The organism is Brachyspira suanatina, from assembly GCF_001049755.1.
Taxonomy (GTDB): domain Bacteria; phylum Spirochaetota; class Brachyspiria; order Brachyspirales; family Brachyspiraceae; genus Brachyspira; species Brachyspira suanatina.
Genome location: NZ_CVLB01000002.1, coordinates 89426 through 108571 on the forward strand (window position 1 = coordinate 89426; position 19146 = coordinate 108571).

Annotated in this window: 13 protein-coding genes; 7 read left to right on the forward strand and 6 right to left on the reverse strand. The window is 26.4% G+C overall.

Going from position 1 to position 19146, the window contains the following annotated elements:
• Window positions 1-296: 296 nt before the first annotated feature.
• Window positions 297-1193 (reverse strand): Rpn family recombination-promoting nuclease/putative transposase, encoded by an 897-nt coding sequence (locus BRSU_RS10080; protein WP_083997897.1) that lies wholly within the window; start codon window positions 1191-1193, stop codon window positions 297-299.
• Window positions 1194-1361: 168 nt separating this feature from the next.
• Here BRSU_RS10080 and BRSU_RS10085 point away from each other — a divergent pair, with 168 nt between their 5' ends.
• Both BRSU_RS10085 and BRSU_RS10090 read left to right on the forward strand, forming a co-directional pair.
• The gene (locus BRSU_RS10085; protein WP_048595247.1) at window positions 1362-2252 is read left to right on the forward strand and encodes a polyprenyl synthetase family protein; all 891 of its coding nucleotides are present in this window, start codon (window positions 1362-1364) and stop codon (window positions 2250-2252) included.
• 101 nt (window positions 2253-2353) lie between these two features.
• Window positions 2354-4204 carry a motility associated factor glycosyltransferase family protein gene (locus BRSU_RS10090; RefSeq protein WP_048595248.1) on the forward strand — a complete coding sequence of 617 codons (1851 nt, stop codon included), beginning with the start codon at window positions 2354-2356 and terminating at the stop codon, window positions 4202-4204.
• Between the two features lie 503 nt (window positions 4205-4707).
• On the opposite strand, the gene BRSU_RS10095 is transcribed toward BRSU_RS10090, so the two are convergent.
• Together BRSU_RS10095 and BRSU_RS10100 are read right to left on the reverse strand one after the other, a co-directional pair.
• Window positions 4708-5604, reverse strand: a complete 897-nt coding sequence (locus BRSU_RS10095; RefSeq protein ID WP_048595249.1) for a hypothetical protein — start codon at window positions 5602-5604, stop codon at window positions 4708-4710.
• 29 nt (window positions 5605-5633) lie between these two features.
• Entirely contained in the window at window positions 5634-6734 is a 1101-nt protein-coding gene (locus BRSU_RS10100) for an ankyrin repeat domain-containing protein (protein WP_048595250.1), read from the reverse strand.
• Between the two features lie 267 nt (window positions 6735-7001).
• Between BRSU_RS10100 and BRSU_RS10105 the strand changes: the two genes are divergently transcribed.
• The 4 genes from BRSU_RS10105 to BRSU_RS10120 all read left to right on the forward strand — a co-directional run bounded on the left by BRSU_RS10105 (window position 7002) and on the right by BRSU_RS10120 (window position 11652).
• Complete coding sequence (locus tag BRSU_RS10105; RefSeq protein ID WP_048595251.1) at window positions 7002-8396, forward strand: hypothetical protein; 1395 nt, start codon at window positions 7002-7004, stop codon at window positions 8394-8396.
• Between the two features lie 114 nt (window positions 8397-8510).
• Window positions 8511-10337 (forward strand): methyl-accepting chemotaxis protein, encoded by a 1827-nt coding sequence (locus BRSU_RS10110; protein ID WP_048595252.1) that lies wholly within the window; start codon window positions 8511-8513, stop codon window positions 10335-10337.
• Window positions 10338-10596: 259 nt separating this feature from the next.
• Window positions 10597-10800 carry a 50S ribosomal protein L31 gene (rpmE, locus tag BRSU_RS10115; RefSeq protein WP_020004042.1) on the forward strand — a complete coding sequence of 68 codons (204 nt, stop codon included), beginning with the start codon at window positions 10597-10599 and terminating at the stop codon, window positions 10798-10800.
• A gap of 147 nt (window positions 10801-10947) precedes the next feature.
• Window positions 10948-11652, forward strand: coding sequence for a B3/B4 domain-containing protein (locus tag BRSU_RS10120; RefSeq protein WP_048595253.1), 705 nt, complete (start codon window positions 10948-10950; stop codon window positions 11650-11652).
• 857 nt (window positions 11653-12509) lie between these two features.
• Here BRSU_RS10120 and BRSU_RS10125 read toward each other — a convergent pair.
• Both BRSU_RS10125 and BRSU_RS10130 read right to left on the reverse strand, forming a co-directional pair.
• On the reverse strand, window positions 12510-15635 hold the full coding sequence (locus BRSU_RS10125; protein ID WP_048595254.1) for an efflux RND transporter permease subunit: 3126 nt from the start codon (window positions 15633-15635) through the stop codon (window positions 12510-12512).
• 450 nt (window positions 15636-16085) lie between these two features.
• Window positions 16086-16349 carry a hypothetical protein gene (locus BRSU_RS10130; RefSeq protein ID WP_048595255.1) on the reverse strand — a complete coding sequence of 88 codons (264 nt, stop codon included), beginning with the start codon at window positions 16347-16349 and terminating at the stop codon, window positions 16086-16088.
• 124 nt (window positions 16350-16473) lie between these two features.
• On the opposite strand from BRSU_RS10130, the gene BRSU_RS10135 reads away from it, so the two are divergent.
• Window positions 16474-17091, forward strand: a complete 618-nt coding sequence (locus BRSU_RS10135; protein ID WP_048595256.1) for an HD domain-containing protein — start codon at window positions 16474-16476, stop codon at window positions 17089-17091.
• A gap of 645 nt (window positions 17092-17736) precedes the next feature.
• Here the strand turns inward: BRSU_RS10135 and BRSU_RS10140 are convergent.
• Complete coding sequence (locus BRSU_RS10140; protein ID WP_048595257.1) at window positions 17737-19128, reverse strand: hypothetical protein; 1392 nt, start codon at window positions 19126-19128, stop codon at window positions 17737-17739.
• Window positions 19129-19146 lie beyond the last annotated feature (18 nt).

The following is a 19146-nucleotide window of genomic DNA, read 5'->3' on the forward strand; positions in this document are numbered from 1 at the left end:
TAAAATTAGTATATACTGAAACAAATATATTTTGTCAAAAATAAAATTATATTTTTGTTTTTATATCTGGAGCTTTGCCGACCGCTCTGCGCACTTCGTAAACCCCAACTTCTTTTGTTGACCGCCTACGGCGAGAATCCAAAGGACTACATTTTGGATTTAATTTCATAAATTATCTTATAAGTATTATTTAATACTAATTTTATCCTTACAGTTTTTGGTTCTTTTTGCGGCGGGAAAAAGAACAACAAAAAAATTGACAAACTTAAAAATTTTCAATATATATATAATTTTTATTATAATTTTTCTATTTCCTCTATACTTAAACCTGTATTATCACTAATGAACTTAATATCTAAACCAGATTTTTTAAGACTTTTAGCTATACTTAAAGCTTTATTTTTTTCACCCTTTTCTATACCCTTTTCCATGCCTTGTTCTATGCCTTCTTTTATACCTTCTTCTCTCTCTTTTTTTAGCATTATAGTTTGCCCATATAAAAAAGCATCCCTAGCATTATAAACTTCCATCTCTTCTTCACTTGATATAAATCTCTCATATTTATCTATTACTTTTGACATTATGTTGTTTGCCTCCTTTAATTTATCTTTAACTTTATCTAAATCCTTTACCGTAAAAAACTCTATCCAAGATAATATCTTACTTTTCTTGATATCATTTATATTTGAATTATTAAGAATCTTTATAAATCTTGGTACTTCTATTATATGCATTTGCATCATATCTAATGATACCTTATGATTTTCAGTGTCTATTAATTTAAAACATCTATGAGCTTTACCTTCATCATAAAAGTCCATATTAAAGTTAACAAAATTTATACTTATTACCTGACTAATAATATCATAAGACTCATTTTCATTTAATTCACTAACAATATTTTTTGATATATAATAGAATATTCTTTTTACAAAATCTATATTTCCGGATAATTGTATTTCTACAATAATTTTTTTATTGTCTTTAGTAATCGCTTTAACATCAAGAACTGACTCTTTTAAATTAATGTTTTCTGGTAAATTATGAGGATTTATTATTTCTAAATTATGTACTTCTTGAAATCCTGAATCTCTAAGTACGCAATTAACTATATTCTCAAGTATATCTTCATTTCCAATAGAACCCAAAAGATAGCGTACAAAGTAATCATTCATTCTGTTAATATTTCTCATGCGAAAATTATAACAAAAAGGCTAATAAAAGTAAATATTTCTAAACTTAATAAACATAAGTTATATAAAACTATATTATTTTTATTCTTTACATTTTCACTTCTTATTATATACTATCTATATAATACCTAATAATAAATAAAAATCATCAAAAAACAGGATTGAATTATGAATCTTAAAGAATATATGAATATAAGACTAGAAGAAATTAATAAAACTATTGACAATGTATTTGATAAAAGCAGCATAGAATTAGAAAATAGTTTTATAGAAATGCTTAAATATCCATTGGATGCTGGCGGAAAGAGATTAAGACCTATACTTACATGCTTAGCATGCGAACTTTTTAAAGGCGACTATAAAAAAGCAATAATACCTGCAGTAGCATTAGAGCTTATACATACATATTCTTTAGTTCATGATGATTTGCCTGCTATGGATAATGATGATTTAAGAAGAGGAAAACCTACAACACATGTAAAATACGGTGAAGCTAATGCCATACTTGTAGGAGATGGGCTTTTAACTCATGCATTTCAATTACTTTCAAAAACAGATGTTAAAGACAGCACTTTAAGAAAACTTTTATTTGAATTGAGTTATGCGGCCGGAATAAACGGAATGGTTATGGGACAGTTTATAGATTTATACTATGAAGAGAAAGAAATCAATTTTGACATGCTTAAAATACTTCATGCCAAAAAAACAGGTGCTATGATAAGAGGTGCTATAAGACTTGGAGCTATTGCATCAGAGAACATAAACGAAAATGATATAGAAAATATAACAAAATACGGCAAAGCTATAGGACTAGCTTTCCAAATTCAGGATGATATACTTGATGTTATTTCTGATAATGAAACTTTAGGCAAAACTGTTGGTAAAGATGAAAAAGAGGGTAAACTCACATACGTTAAGCAATTCGGACTAGAAGGTGCAAAAGAAGAAGCTAAAAAAGTAATTGAAAAATCTATTGAATATTTAAATCCTTATAAAGATAGTGAAGCTAAAAATATTTTAATAGAATTAGCAAATTACATAATAGAAAGAAAATCATAACTATATAAATAAACATTATTACAAATGGTTAAACTCTTTTTATAACTCGCCGATAACAAAATAAAAAATAAATATAAATAAGAAGAAATTTATAATATATTATGAATGAAATAAAAAAAATCAATTTAGAAGCAATAAATAAAAATATCAGAGCATATCCTTATGATTTTATCAATATGCTTGAAAATGCTAAAGAATCAGATATCACTTTACAGGTAATAGAAACAAAATCACAGAAACCTTCTGGCAAAGCAGCAAAAAACGGCAAACAAATACTTCTTCATAGTGCTTATGATCCAGTAAAAGAGGCTAATACTTTAATAAAAGAAATTGAAAATGATGAAGATTTGGATTTAGTATTTGTATTTGGTATAGGCGTAGGATACTTAATCAATGCCGTTAGAAAATTGAATGTTTCTGTTGCTGTGATTGAACCTGATATAAATTTTTTTAATACTTTAATATGTAATTTCAAATTAGACAAAATACTTGAAGATGATAAAATTACTTTCTTTATAGGAGGAAATGATGATGAGGATATAGAAAAGTTCATATCATTGACAACAACAAAGAAAGTAAAATTTTTTATTACAAGGTCTTATGCCACCCTATTTGCTGAAGAAGCTTTGCATTATCAAAGCAAAGTACTTTCTGTAGTAGATAAAAAAATAATAAATATAAACACTATTTCAAGATTTGATAAACTTTGGGCTTATAATATAGCTTCTAATGCAGTTGAAATTGCTACGCATTACGGAGTTAATAGATTTTTTGATAAATACAAAAATATTCCTGCTGTTATAGTATCAGCAGGACCTTCTCTTGAGAAAAATATTACAAAATTAAAAAAGATGAAAAACAAAGCAATAATAATAGCGGTCGATACGGCAATGAAGCCATTATCATCGCATGGTATGTCTCCACATTTTGTTATAACTATAGACCCTCAAAAGAAAAACTCTAAATATTTCAGGAATATTCATTTTGAAGATACTGTACTAATTTCAGAATCCTCTGTTGATCATGAGGCTGTAGAATCATTTAATGGTCCTATATATTTTATAGATTCAATATTTCCGCTTGCAAAATATTTTATGAAGCCTTTAGGAAATAGAGGCGATATCACTATGGGAGGAAGCGTTTCCACTGCTGCTTATGATTTTGCTGTAAAAATAGGTGCTAATCCAATAATAATGATTGGTTTGGATTTATCTTTCCCTAATCATCAGACTCATATAAAAGGAAGCTATCATGAAGAAAATTTCTTTACTGAAATAGGTAAATTAGACTCTTATGACAGCAGAATATATAAAGTGCTTGTATCTGGAAATTTAAGAGAAGAGAAAAATATTTATGGAGAAAGTGTATTTACTGATTCAAGATTCGATATGTACAGAAATTGGTATGAAGCTCAATGTGCCAATAACAGCAAAATAAAATTCTATAATGCCACAGAAGGCGGCGTTATAATAAAAGCAATGGAGAATATTACACTGCAGGAACTCATAGATAAATTTGAAGACATAAACATACAAATAGATAAAAATGACAGAAATACATCAGACAAAACAAAAATACTAGAAAATCTAAAAAATGGATTGATAAAAATAGATAAAGAAATTATTTCATTAAAACCTTATGTTGAAGAGGCTATTAATTTATGCTATACAATAAATGATGAGCTGTCAAGACATAGAAAAGTAGATAAACTTATTGCCAAACTAGATGAATCCGATGCTAAAATACTCACTATAAGCAAAGTTAATGAGTTTTTAGGTATTACAATGCAGAAAACTATCAAAACTATCACAGAAGGTTTTGAGTTTAAAGATGAAACTATGCATAAATCTATAATAAGTTCTTTCAAACTATACGAAGCAATGAAAGACAGTATTGACTTTAACCATTATATAATAGAGCGTGCTTTGATAAAGATTAACAAAGAATTATAACTTATTTATACGCACGGTTAGCTAAATTTTCAATATAATAAAAATTAGAATTCAAATAAAACAATATTTTAAATTTTATTCACCGTGCGGTATATACATTATAAATTTAAAAAAATCTAGGGCGGGTATTAAAATTTCTACTGCAATAAAAAAACAAATTTGAATTTATATTTCAAAAGAAATTAATAAAAATGATGGGCGGGAAATTAGAGAAAAATTAAAAAGAAATTTTATTTACATACCCCACCCTTTAAAGTTTTAAGCTTTATTTTGTAATAAACATTTTATTTATGTTTAGAGCCAATTAAGAAAAAGCACACCCACCCAAGAGTTTTAAAAATTTGTAAGCTTTAACATCACGCGGTAAGCATAACTAAAATTTATAGTTTAACTAGTATAATTAATTAATTTATTTTTATAGCTAGTTTAACGCGTGGTAAAATATAATAAAAAAACTGCCCTAATAAAACTATTAAGACAGGCTTTTTTATTATAAATTTATTTTAATTAAATAAATATTCCAAAGGAGAACCCTTTTTAACAAAAGGCTTTAATTCTTCAAATGTAAATTCTTCTGCTGTTTCACCTGGAGTGTTATATGACCATCCATTTTCAAAATCGTCGCTCTCTATTACAATTGTTCCAGGAGAATATACTAAAATAATTTTTCCTTGAGGTGTAATACTAAATGTACAATAATCTGATTCATCAAGTAAAGGAAATTTATCTATTAAGTTTGGATCTTTAATATTAAGAAAATTCCCTATATTTATTTCCTTTCCATCATTAATAGAAAATGCTATAAACCCAGAACCAGCCCCCATTCCACCTATTCCTGCAATGTCAAAAATTATTATACTATCATCAATATATGCTATTTTATTAAATCTATAATAAGAATACTCTCCAATTGCTTCATTTAAAATATCATAGTCAAAAACATAAACATTACCAGAATAGAAACTATCAGATTTATTTATTATGTGAGCTTTATTTATCTTAGTATTTGCTAAAGATAATTTTATTTTTTTAGAATTTCTATTTCCTTCAAATGTTAAATCATTAGACAGAGTACCTTTTATTTGACCTGCTTTGCTGTAATCTGATTCTTCAGAAATATCATATACATTAGCACTATATAAATTTTCTATGTATAATTCATTGCCTTTCATTTCTCCTGTAAAGCTAAAACTTTCATTATTTGATGTATAATAATAGCCTTCTACTTTATCATCGTTATTTAATTCATCTCTTATTATTTGTAAATACATTATAGCTTTTTCATTGCCTTCAGTACCTATCAAAAAATAGAACATTCCTTTTTCTTCCTGAGAATATAATTTGGTATTTTGTAAAAATATAATTAAAGCAAAACTAAAAAGTATAATAATTTTTTTCATATTAATTTCTCCTTAACAAATTATGTATATTATTCACCATAATAATTAGCACCAATCAAAGCATAAGCAAAACTGTATGAAATATCATCTATAGTCATTCTTGAACTGTCTTTTGAATTATATTTATAAATAGTGGTTGTTTTGTTATTATTATCAAGCAAAGATATTTGATTTAAATAAAATATACCGTCTTCAGCTTTGAATGTATAATATTTAAAAGTATATTTTCGTTTTTCAAAATGAGCGTAATCTTCTAGTGTAAAATAATCCCCTTTTGAAACTATATTAATATCACTGCTTAAGGGAAGTCCGTTGAATCCGCCTACAAAACTTGCAGAAACATTTCCAAATTGTGCTATACTTAATGGCCCTTTTATTAGCCATATACTTGTATAGGAGTCTAAATATTCCATTTGTCCTCCTCTGTCTATAGGAACACCTGCTGAAAATATATAATAAAAGTTATCTCCTACTTTCATGATATTATCAGTATATTCTTTCTTCTCTCCGAAATTAAAGTTTCTTGTATCTGCTTTTTCTATTAAAGTATTAAATTCATATCCTGATTTTACTTTTGCTGCCTCTTTATTCTTATATTCTTTTTTAAGCATATTATTCATTTCATCAATGACTTTTTTATTTATATTTTCTAATAATATGCTAATGTCATCAGCTTCTAATGAAAAATCTTTAAATTTATTAAAAACTTCCATATTTTCTTTTTTAGACATTACAGATACAAGAGCGATTATATCTTTTTTATTAGCAATATAATCAAATGCTTTTTTATCATTATCATCTTTTATTGACATATCAGCACCATTATCTATTAAAATTTTTGCAGCATCAATGTTTTGTTCTCTGCATACCAATATTAAAGGTGTAGATCCGTCAACTCCTCTGTTATTAATATCAGCACCAGATTTTACAAGCCCTGTAACTATATCAGAATATCCAAGCAATGATGAATTATACAAAGCTCTGTCAAAATTTTTATCTTTTATTAAAGCACTTATTTCTTCAATGCCCTTATCATTTTCATGGTTTTTCAATGCCTGTGATAGCTCTTTTGAATATCTTGAGCATGATAAAAGTAAACATACAGAAATAATAATAAACATCACTCTCATAATAAAATCCTTATTTATTTTTTGGAAAATTATAATTAAAAAAATTAATATTTCATTTGAAGTATGCAATTTTTTAAATACTTCAAAATTTTATACAAATACAACATTTTTGTATAAATACTATAATACATATACAGATATATTAATAAATAATATTTTGATATATAATAGGACAAATAAATATTTGAAAACAATATATTTTTATTATGGTATTTTATATTTTTTCCGATAAAGATTGATAGTAGTATTTTTTTAAGGTAATTAGATATGAAATATAGAATATTATTGCTTTTATTAATTGTATCAAATCTATCATTTGCAAATGACAATTTTTTGGATACAATTACACTGGATCAAATAAAAAGAATTTATCCTAATGATAATGTAGTTTCTCCTTCAAGCTATACTATAAGTATGAATTTTGATTTGAACAGATATAGATTAAATGAACCTATAACTATGGAAATAAAAATACATGCTAAAAAGGGAACTATAAGTTTTACAAATTCAGTTAATCCATTTAATAATTACAGCTTTACAGTTTATGATAACTATAATAACCCTGTAGTATCATCAGATAATTATACTATTTGGAAATACAAAAATGAAAGAACTTTAGATAATTCCCAAGATAGAATAGTAACACTTAATGAAGGTGAAAGTTTTTCATATTATGTAGATTTAAATAATTGGTTCCATTTTGATAAAATAGGAAGATATAGAATAGAATGCAGTTTCAACCCTATGCCTGAAATAAGTGATAATTTCTCTATGCATGCTGATACTGCTTATTTCTTATTGGAGGCTGAAAGAGTATATCAGACACAAACAAATACTGCACCTGTTTATGTAACTAACAATAACAATCTTTCTCAGCATCAAGGTGTTTTATATGATTATGCTCCATCAAGCATTATATCCAACACTTTAACTGCTATGAAAAATAGAGATTGGACTAATTATTACACTTATATGCACATGCCTTCTATAATAAGTATAAGCCAAAGATACTATGAAACTTATAGAAACAATTACAGCAATGCATATTTGGAGGATTTTACAGATACTGGAATTCGTCAAAAAGCAAGAGAATTAAGTTTTGAAAACTATTTAAGAACTCAATTCTCAGATAATATAAGTGCTGACATGTTAAGAACTAATTTTGGAAATAATTTCTTAAATAATTTGGAAATGGCTTATAAATCAAGCAATATAAGGGAGCTTGCTATAAGATTTGATATTCTATATAGAACTTCTTTACCTGAAGATAGAAAGATCCTATTTGAAGAGTTTAAAAAATATTTAACTTCTGCTTATGACAGACAGGTAAGAAATGCATTTATAGCAGAACTTCAAAGGGATATAATTGCTACTAAAGATGCCAAATTAAGAGAACATTATACTGCAGTACTTGATATGATTAGAAAAGAGTATGACCCTGCTGTAACTTACACACTTTTAAATTATACAATAGATAAAACTACTGTTACTCAGGAATATGGCTTGCAAAAAGCTGAAGTAGAAGCTACTCTTTATCATAGATACTTTAATGCAGATACAGGAGATATTTATGATCCTGTTGTAAAAAGAACTTTCGTTTTAAGAAGAATGGGAGATTATTGGTATATAGTTAACTATTACGATACTGTTGTAAACAATTAAAAAATATAAATTATTATAAAGAATATTAAAAAGTGAGAAAATTATAATTATTTATATTTTCTCACTTTTTTTATAAATAAAATCTTATATTATATATATTATTGGAGCACTGATATGTCTAAAAATAAAAAAATATATCTGATGATAAAATTTATTTTACCATTTGCAATATTTTTAACTATTATGTATTTTATAATATTATTTGTTTATAAGAATATTTATATTAATTCTTTTTTTAATAATAAAACATTTAAAGCAATGAGTATACATGATTTAATAGAATCAAAATTAAATAATGTAAATGAGGTTATAGATGTTTTAGACTCTTATCTTAAAATAGATGATCTGCCTTATGAATATTTTGGATATGCTATAACAAATATATCAAAACTTAGCGATGATTATATGAATATATATTTTGGAGATACTGTTCCATATCCTACAGGAGGCATTTTTATAAACTCTTTAGAGCCTTTCCCACCTGATTATGATCAAACATCTAGAGGCTGGTACAAATCTGCAGTAGGCAACAACAAGAATATTTATATAACGGATCCTTATGTTGATTTTGTTACAAAAAAAATATGTATAACTTTTGCTAAAGCTGTATATACAAATAATAATCAGTTAAAAGGTGTAGTCGCTATAGACTTTGCTAAAATGGATGATATAGTTCAGAATACCATTTATGAAGAAAATGTAAATTTAGTTACTAAAAATGGTATGTTTATTAATAATACCGATGAAAATAAAATATTAAATGAAAATAATAAAATATTCAATGATATTAATTTCCCAAATATTCAGCAATATATAGTTGATGGTAAAAACTATACCAACATATATAAAAATAATTGGTATATGGTACAAAAATTGGAAACAGTTCCTTGGAGCATAGTATTAAGCGGAAATTTATCTCAGGTACAAAATCAAATAAAAGCACTTATGTTTATATTATTATTTGTTCTTATAATAATAATTTTGTTGGAAAGTATTTTGGTTGTTATAATAGTTAATCCTATAACAGCTTCTTTAGATCAGGCTATAGCAAATATAAAACTAATGAATGATGGTTATTTCAATAGTAATTTCAATGAAAAAATGCTTTCTAAAAAAGATCAGACTGCAGAATTGTATAAAAACATAAAAAGTATGCAGGACAATATAGGAAAAATTGTTTATAATTTGAAAGAAAATATAAATAATATAAATTCTTCTATTGATACTATACAATATGGAAGCAAAAATTTATCAGACAGAACAACATCTCAAGCAGCATCATTGGAAGAATTATCTGCCTCAACAGAAAGTTTATCCAACTCTCTAAAAAATACTTCTGTTAATACGGAACATGCTAAGAATATGAGTTTAGAAGTAGCTAATTCTACATTAACCGGAGTAGAGGCTGTTAATGTTATATCTAATAATATGGCTGAAATATCAGAATCTAGTAAACAAATATCGGATATAACAAAACTCATTCAGTCAATAGCTTTTCAAACTAATATATTAGCTCTCAATGCATCAGTAGAAGCTGCAAGAGCAGGAGAGCAAGGAAGAGGCTTTGCTGTAGTAGCAAGCGAGGTTCGTTCTCTAGCACAAACAGTTAATGAAGCGGCTAATAATATTACAAAGATAGTGAATGATACTGTTGATAAAATAGAACATGGTAATGAATCAGTAGCATATTCTACAGATGTTCTTCAGAAAATTTCATCTTCTGCTAAGGAAGTAGTCAATATACTAACTGAAATAAGCACAACTGCTCTTAATGAACAAAATAGTATAATGCAGATTAATCAAACTATAATATCTTTAAATAGCATTACTCAAGAAAATTCATCAATAGCTGAAGACAGTGCTAATTCAAGCAATGAGGTTAAAAATATGACTGAAGATATAGTCAATGATATAAATTACTTCAAATTTAGTGAGAGGTAGGAAATATTTTTAATTAAATTTATTATTTTTTATTATTGCTAATAAAAATTGTTCGCTCTCCTATGCGTGCCTGCAGCAAAGGCCCTATCAAGTAAACTTGCCAGAGGCTTACACTTTACAATACTAAATTAAATATTAGTTATGATATAAGTTTTTAAAGCGATAATAAAAAATTATTATTTTAGAGTATTGCAAAAAGAAAGATTTTATAATATAATATATACTTACTTATATTTTACTTTTAATGGGAGAAGCAAAAATGAAAAAAGATATACATCCTCAATATTTTGAAACAGATGTAAACTGTGCTTGCGGTGCTAACTTTAAAATTCACTCTGTACAAAAAAGTTTACACGTAGATATTTGTCATAACTGCCACCCTTTCTTTACAGGAAAACAAAAAATTCTTGATACAGCTGGAAGAGTTGATAAATTTAAAAAACGTTATGGCTTAAAAAAATAATGCATGAAACTAAATTGTATAAAAAATAATTAGTTTAAGTTATTTATTTACTTAGACTAATTATTTTTTTATTAAGAACATATCATCTTTATTAATCAAATAAAAAATAATCTCAATCTAAATAATAATTGAATATTAGGATTCATCATGAAATTTATAATAGAAGATAGAGTATTCGAAACTCTAAATAATATGTGTGTTGCTGTAATAATTGCAAAAGGAATTAACAATCAAAATAAAATAAATGATATATCAACAATGCTTAAAGAAAGTATTTCAAATGCTGAAAAAGAATTTGAAAATATAAAGGTAAAAGAAAGCGAATATATAAAATGTTATAGAGATGCTTTTCAAAAACTAAATATCAATCCTAATAAATTCATGTGTTCTATAGAAGCATTACTCACAAGAATATCAAAAAAGAAAGGAATGCCTGAAATAAATTCTATAGTAGATTTAGTTAATGCTGTTTCTATTAAATATAAACTTCCTATGGGTGCTCATGATTTAGATTCTATGAACAATGAAGATTTTTATATTAGATATTCTGTAGATGATGATACATTCCTTCCATTTGGTGAAACTGAAACAGAAAAAGTTGATAATAATGAATTAGTTTATGCTGTTACTCATGATATAAGAACTAGAAGATGGATATGGAGACAAAGCGAATATGGAAAAATCACTGAAAACTCTTCAAATATAATATTTCCTATAGATGCTTTTATTGGTATTAATGATGATAAAGCTATCAAGGCTAGAGATGAACTTGCTGAATTATTAGCAAATTTTTTTCACTGCGATATAAAAACAGGCATTATAGATTCTAAAAATAATTATATAGAATTTTAACTTTATTCTAATACCCCGCCCTTTTAAATTTATTGTTTTAATTAAAAATATAAATTTAAATTGGCTTTATTGCGTACATTGAAAAAGCACACCCGCCCAAGCGTTAATTAGATTTATAATTTTTATTAACGCACGGTAAACTAAATTTATAATATAATAAAAATATGAATTAAAAACAAATCTATATTTTTTATCTTATTCTGCGTGCGGTAAGAATATTACGAATTTAAAAAACTTTTGGGTGGGCAGCTAAAATATCAGTTAAAGTTAATTAAGAAAAATAGTGTAAAAATTACAGAATAGTATTATAAGGCTAAAGGGTGGGCAAATATAATTATATTATAATTAAATAGTAATACAATTTATTGAATAAAATACCATGTCTTTTTTGCAACTTTGGCGAAGCGTGCCTACGGCAGACGTACGGCGGGAAAAACAACAATAAAAAATTGACAAAATATAGTTGTTTAGGTATATACTGAAAATTTTAGGGTTTGTCAAAATTTAGATTTTTAATTTTATTGTTTGTGGTGGCTTTGCCCCACCGCTCTGCGTACTTCGTAACACCCCCAGTTCTTTTGTTGGCACATACGAAGTACGCCTACGGCGAGAACCAAAAAGACTGCATTTTTAGTCAGAATATAGTTTTTATCTTATTTTTTAAATAAAACTTAATAATATTTTATGCTATTAATAAATTAAAATTACCTTCATAAATAATTAAAAATTGACAAAATGTAGTTGTTTAGGTATATAAAACATTTATCATAAAAATAAGTCATGCTATAAATTTTTATATAAACTTTCATTATATTATTAATTTTATTCAAAATGCAGTAGTTTATTTTTATAAATAATTAATCTTCACGTATTTTTATATTAAATCTGTTTCTGAAGCTAGAATAAACAGAAGGTATTATTATAAGAGTGAACATCGTAGAAAATATAAGCCCTCCGCAAACTGCTATGGCTAAAGGTCTATACATTTCGCTTCCGCTTCCTATTTCAAAAATCATAGGCAATAATCCTAATATTGTAGTTAATGATGTCATAAGTACAGGTCTTAATCTTCTTTTGCATGACTCTAATGCAGCATTATCCCAGCTTATATTTCTTTCTATTACAACTCTATTCATATAATCTATTAAAACTATTCCATTATTAACAACTATTCCTACAAGCATTATAATACCTATTCCGCTATAAACATTTAAAGTATTTCCTGAAAAGTACAAGAATATTAAAGCACCAAATAATGCAAAAGGTATAGCCAAAGATATAACAAAAGGTGTAATATAAGATTCAAATTGTCCTGCTATTATTGCATATACGAATACTAAAGCCATTATTAAAGATACTATTAATTGAACGAATGCCTCCTGCATATCCTCATAATCTCCTGAAAAATTAACAGAAAATCCGCTTGGTATATATATTTTATTAAGCTCTTTTCTAATATCTGTAATTATTTCATTTATAGGTCTTCCATAAGCACTAGCATTTATCTCTATTATTCTTTTATCATTCTTTCTATTAATTTCTATAGGTCCTGTAGATTTATGCATGCTTACAAGTGATGATATTGGAACTATACCATTTGAAGTTGGGATCATCATTTTTTGAATGCTTGAAATATCATCTCTGTTTCTATCCTCCAAACGAACTATTATATCAGTATCAACATATATAGAATTATTTAAAGTCATCTTGCTTGCTGTTGTACCGCTAAAAGAAGTTCTTATAATATTTGCAATAGTATTAATATTGATACCCATTTTAGATACTAAATCTCTGTCTACATCAAAAATAAGTTCATGATTAGAATCATCTTCTTTTATCAAAACATTTCTAACTCCATCAACATTATTAACTGCAGCTATAACATTGCTTGCCACATCATATCCCTTGTCAAGATCATCTCCTACAAGCTCTATAATGATTGCACTGTAATTTTTAGGTTTTCCCATAGCTGTATTTTCAGAATTAAGCTCTATTCTTCCTGGATATCCATTAACTTTATTTCTTATACTTTCTATATAATGACTAATATCAAGTTTTCTTCCATTTTCTCTATCTATTAATTTTACTCTAACTTCTCCATGATGATCATTTCTTCCTGTTCGCACTCTCGTTTCATAGTATGCCATATTATTGCTAACGGCACTTTCTATATCATGCTCCATTTTATTTATAAACATGTCAGTAAACTCTACCCTAGCTCCAACAGGAAGTCTTAATCTAGATATAATAGTACCTTCATCTGATACAGGATATCCTTCTTTACCTATATTAGTCAATAATAAAAATAATGATAAACTTAGTAAAATAGATATTAAAGCGAATGATTTCTTTTTATTTTTTATCACTATCGCTAAAGTGCTTACATAAAATTTTTCTATATTATTATGAAGATTTTTATTAAAAAAATTTTCTAATCTTATTAACAATAAATTCAATTTACTGTCAGGATTTAATTTATTTAATCTTGAAGCTAATAATGGTACTATAGTCAAAGCCACAAAAAGAGAAGTTAATAATGATATAGAAACGGTAATACATAAATCACTAAACATCTGCCCCATTTGTCCTTTAACAAACAGAAATGGAAGAAATACGCATACGCTTGTTAAAGTTGAAGCTGTTATTGCTATAGATACTTCGCTTGTACCTATTATAGAAGATTTTATATTATTTATTTTAATAGTTCTTTTATCATTTTTATTAATATTATATTTAGAATAATAATTGCTGTAATAAAAAATATTCTCTAACACTACTATAGAATTATCAACCATCATTCCAACACCAAGCACAAGCCCTGAAAGTGATATTACATTAATAGTGATATTAAAAAAATACATCAATATAAAAGTAGTTATTACAGATACAGGTATTGATATACTTATTATAAATACGCTTCTTATATCCCATAAATATATCATAAGAACTAGTACAGCAAATAAAGCTCCCTGCCACACTGTATTTAAAACATTATGAATAGAATTCTTTATTGTATCCGAACTATTGAAAAGTATTTGATAATAAACACCTGAAGGTAAATTAATAGTACTAAGCCTTTTCTCTACATCTCTTGCTATCTGTATAATATTTCCGCCTGATTCTTTAGTTACGGCAATAGTTAAAGCTTTTTGTCCGTTTATGCGAACGATTTCTGAATCATCTTCATAATCTTCATGTACATAGGCTATATCTCTCACCTTTACAGGATAAACTTGATTTTTTAGCATTATAACTACATCTTCAATATCATTAACTTCTTTGAACTCTCCTGTTGTTCTTATATTATATTTGTATACGCCTTCATAGGTTTCACCGCCTGCAACATTTTGATTCTCTAAAGATAATGTATTTACTATATCATTAATATTTATAGAATACGCATTAAGTCTATTTAAATCTATATCTACACAAATAATTTTTTTTAATCCGCCTCTTATTTCTGTTTGAGCTACTCCTTCAACCTGCTCTAGTCTTGTAAGTATTTGACTATCAACTAAATCATAAAGAGATGCTAAATTATCCGTACCAAAAAAAGCGATATTCATTATAGGCTCTGAATCGGTTGAAAATTTAGATATATTTGGATTATCTGCATCATCAGGCAAAGAGGATCTAATCATATCAATGGCTTCTCTTATATCATCAGCAGCAGTCTGTAAATCCGTTCCCCAATTAAATTCTATTTCAACATTAGATTCTGATTCTTTGGATTTTGATTTAATAGTTTTTACATTATTAACAGATGACACAGCACTTTCAATTAGTCTTGTAACAGATTTCTCTACTTCCTCAGCTCCAGCATTATCATAAGTTGTTTTTATACTTATAATAGGAACTTCCATATTGGGAAGATAATTTATACTGAGTCTTGATATACTGATAAATCCAATTATGAACATGGATACCAATGTAACAAATACTGTTGTAGGTCTATTTACTATGAAAGTAATAAAGTTTTTCATTTTTTCGTAAATTTAAATCATAAAAATATTACGCAAATATGATATTAAATTCTAAAAAATATTCAATAGTTTTTATTATAAATTTTTATTCATTTTAAACTACTAATAAATAATATTTGAAATTTATATTATTCATATAATTGCATAACAAAATATATATTTTTATTCTAATAAAAAGTATTATGAAAAGTATACATACCTAAACAACTATAATTTGTCAATTTTTGCTTTTTTATGAATGTAAATAATATTTTTTTATAATATAAAATATTATTTTATATTGGCTAAATATGTTTTATCTGTAATACAAATTATTGATTTTTACACAATAATAAGTAATCAGCCGCACGTATAGAGGACATTTGTTAAGAATAAGTGATACCGTGCGGTAAGGTGCCACAGCTCGCGGTTGACAAACTTAAAAATTTTTAGTTTTTTATATAAAATTAACTATTCTTTTTTATTGTTTTTATCTTTGTTATATAGCATTTTTACTAGGAAAACTAATGCAATAATTATTAATACTTTGATGATAATGCTAAGTATGCCATGAATACCGAAATGAGGCCCAAACAACATTGGAAAATCAAAATAATTCCTAGCATGAGGATGATATGGAGGAATATGAAACATTCTGTCAAATGCCGGAGAACATGAACTCAATAAAAAAAGTGATAATATAGATGAAATTATAAAAGTAATTTTTTTTAACATAGTAGTTACCCATTATTTTATTTGCTTTATTAGACGAAAAATTATAATAAAAGTTCCCTATAAATATTTATTTTTCATCAAAAAGTTGTATTATTATAATTAACCTAAATAATAGGAAATAATGATGGAAATATTAGATTTAGAAAGAGCCGAATACGAATTAAACAAAGCATATAAATCAAACCCTACTCCTTGGGCTGAACATTCAAGATATGTTGCTAAAGCTGCAAGAATAATAGCCTCTGAATACAATAAAAAATCAATAGATAAAAAATTAGACGAAGACAATTCATATATATTCGGGCTTTTGCATGATATAGGAAGATATACTGGAATAAGTGCAGAAAGGCATTTAATAGACGGATACAAATACTGTATTAATTACGGTTGGGAAAAGATGGCGCAAATATGCATCACACATGCTTTCATGATACAAGATGTTAATACTGCAATAGGAAAATTTGATATGCCTGAAGAAGATTTCAAATTTTTAAAAAATTTTGTTGACAATGCTGTATACGATGATTATGATTTACTTATTCAATTATGCGATTGTCTTGCTTTGCCTTCTGGATTTTGTTTGCTTGAAAAAAGATTCGTTGATGCTGCTTTAAGATATGGGACATTTCCGCAAAGTGCATTGAGGTGGAAAAGGGTATTTGAAATAAAAGAATATTTTGAAAATACAATAGGCACTTCAATTTACAATTTACTTCCGAACATAAAAGACAATATTTTCTAAACACTCGCCGTGGGGCTTTCCGCGGTATTCCCTATACCCTTACTTCGTTACGGGTACACTTCGTGCGGGCATTCCGCACGGCAACGCTCACCCTTACAGAAAGTACAATGTAGGCGACCGAATGAAGTACCCGAAGAGTATGCGGCTAATTACCCAACCATAAACAATAAAATTAACCAAAAAACTAACCCAGAAATAATTTTTTTGAAATTTACCTAACAACACTCACACCCCTGACCGAGCGAAACGAAAAATAAAATGCTATAAAACTTTTAATTTTTACCTATATATAACCCACACCCTGACCGAACAAAGTAAACAAATACAGAAAAGCAGAAAAAGAAATTTTTTTAAATTTTCATTATTACCCACCCAAACCCGCCCTTATAGTTAAACAGAATTTTTTTAAACAATAAGCCCAAAAATCTAAATTTTTTTCAAGAACTACTAAAAAAGTTGACTTTCCCAACCCTAACAAGCTAGCCATTTGAATACTCGCCTAGCTAACGCAGTATTCGCCATACGGGCTTTCCGCATGGTAACGCTCACCCTTACAGACAGTCAACTATACGCGACCGAAGGAAGTACATGAGATGAAGTCCGCCTGTGGTGAGGGTATGCGGCTGAGTACCCAACATCGAACAATTAAGATACTCTGTTAAATTTTCTAAAAGATTGAATTATATGAACCGAACCATACCAAAAAGAAATTTTACCAAGAAAATAAACTAATGCCCCAAATAATTTTTTATAAAGCGGAATAGTTTCTAATTTTATATATAACATTATATGTTCATATTTAGTAGGAATTAAATATTCTATAAACCTATACCAATAATTATCAGTTTGCACATCTTGAATTATATTTTGCAAATATATAAAAATATTAAAAGTATCTAAATTATTAGTATAAAAAATTGAAAATATAACAAATATACTTAATAAAGTTATTCCTAAAGCCTGTATCCAATTTTGACAATTACTACTATATATGTACCCTAAAAAAATTGAAAGAATATCAGCAAAATCTTTTAATTTTTTATTTTTCTTTTTTAATAATTCTTTTCTATACAAATTTACTTCTATAGCTTCATACTCTAATGCTTTTATATTATTTGATTTTTTTAATTCTTCATTTTTTAAAAATCTAGCTGTATTCATATCTAAAATTTTATCATATTTGAATTCAGCAGTATTTAAACCTTTTAATATAATAATATCATTAAAATATACTTCTTTAGCATAAACATTTGATATATTTACGCTTCCATTAATAATTGAAGAATCAAATACAAGTTTATCATATTTATTAAACTCATCAATATAAGAATTGTTAAGAATAATATTACAATTATTTATTGGAGATTTTATATTTATAAATCTTATGTCTAAAAAAGTATCCTCTTCTTTATATCTACTATTTTGTCTAACTGGATATTGAACTCTATTAATATTAGATATATTAAAATTACCATCAAGTTCAAGAGAGTAAAAATATAAATACTTTATAGTACTAGATAAAATTACAGAATCAGAATATAATGTACTAGTGTCAAATACTAATTTATTTATTGTAGAACCTTGAATTTCTATTCCATTATCAATAGTACAATATAAAAAAGTAAATTCATTCATAATTCTAGAAGCTTCAAAATATACTCTATTAAAAAGAACCATAAAAAATTTAACTTCTTCATTAAAGTTTACATTTAAAAAACTAATACTATAAAAGTCAGTATTATTTGCACGAAATTGTTTGTTAAATATAATACAATGAAATATTATTTCTTTATCTGTTAAGTCTTTATATCCTGATTGCGTCAATATTGATTTTAAATTAAAATCGAAATTTATAACAACTGAATAACTAATTTCTCCTGTTTCTTTATTTCTATATAGAGTACCGCCTATTATTATTTTGTTCTCTTTTTCATTAAAATTTATTTTCATAAGTTCTATAAAATCAATTTCATTATCATAAATACATTGATTTTTAGCAAGCATATCGTCTATATTATTAATATTTTTTTTATCCATATTTAACTTAATAGCATT

Bases quoted from the DNA above. Each gene is read 5' to 3' on its own strand.
- BRSU_RS10080 (WP_083997897.1), bottom strand. From the start codon at position 1,193: ATGAGAAATATTAACAGAATGAATGATTACTTTGTACGCTATCTTTTG.
- BRSU_RS10085 (WP_048595247.1), top strand. From the start codon at position 1,362: ATGAATCTTAAAGAATATATGAATATAAGACTAGAAGAAATTAATAAA.
- BRSU_RS10090 (WP_048595248.1), top strand. From the start codon at position 2,354: ATGAATGAAATAAAAAAAATCAATTTAGAAGCAATAAATAAAAATATC.
- BRSU_RS10095 (WP_048595249.1), bottom strand. From the start codon at position 5,604: ATGAAAAAAATTATTATACTTTTTAGTTTTGCTTTAATTATATTTTTA.
- BRSU_RS10100 (WP_048595250.1), bottom strand. From the start codon at position 6,734: ATGAGAGTGATGTTTATTATTATTTCTGTATGTTTACTTTTATCATGC.
- BRSU_RS10105 (WP_048595251.1), top strand. From the start codon at position 7,002: ATGAAATATAGAATATTATTGCTTTTATTAATTGTATCAAATCTATCA.
- BRSU_RS10110 (WP_048595252.1), top strand. From the start codon at position 8,511: ATGTCTAAAAATAAAAAAATATATCTGATGATAAAATTTATTTTACCA.
- rpmE (WP_020004042.1), top strand. From the start codon at position 10,597: ATGAAAAAAGATATACATCCTCAATATTTTGAAACAGATGTAAACTGT.
- BRSU_RS10120 (WP_048595253.1), top strand. From the start codon at position 10,948: ATGAAATTTATAATAGAAGATAGAGTATTCGAAACTCTAAATAATATG.
- BRSU_RS10125 (WP_048595254.1), bottom strand. From the start codon at position 15,635: ATGAAAAACTTTATTACTTTCATAGTAAATAGACCTACAACAGTATTT.
- BRSU_RS10130 (WP_048595255.1), bottom strand. From the start codon at position 16,349: ATGTTAAAAAAAATTACTTTTATAATTTCATCTATATTATCACTTTTT.
- BRSU_RS10135 (WP_048595256.1), top strand. From the start codon at position 16,474: ATGGAAATATTAGATTTAGAAAGAGCCGAATACGAATTAAACAAAGCA.
- BRSU_RS10140 (WP_048595257.1), bottom strand. From the start codon at position 19,128: ATGGATAAAAAAAATATTAATAATATAGACGATATGCTTGCTAAAAAT.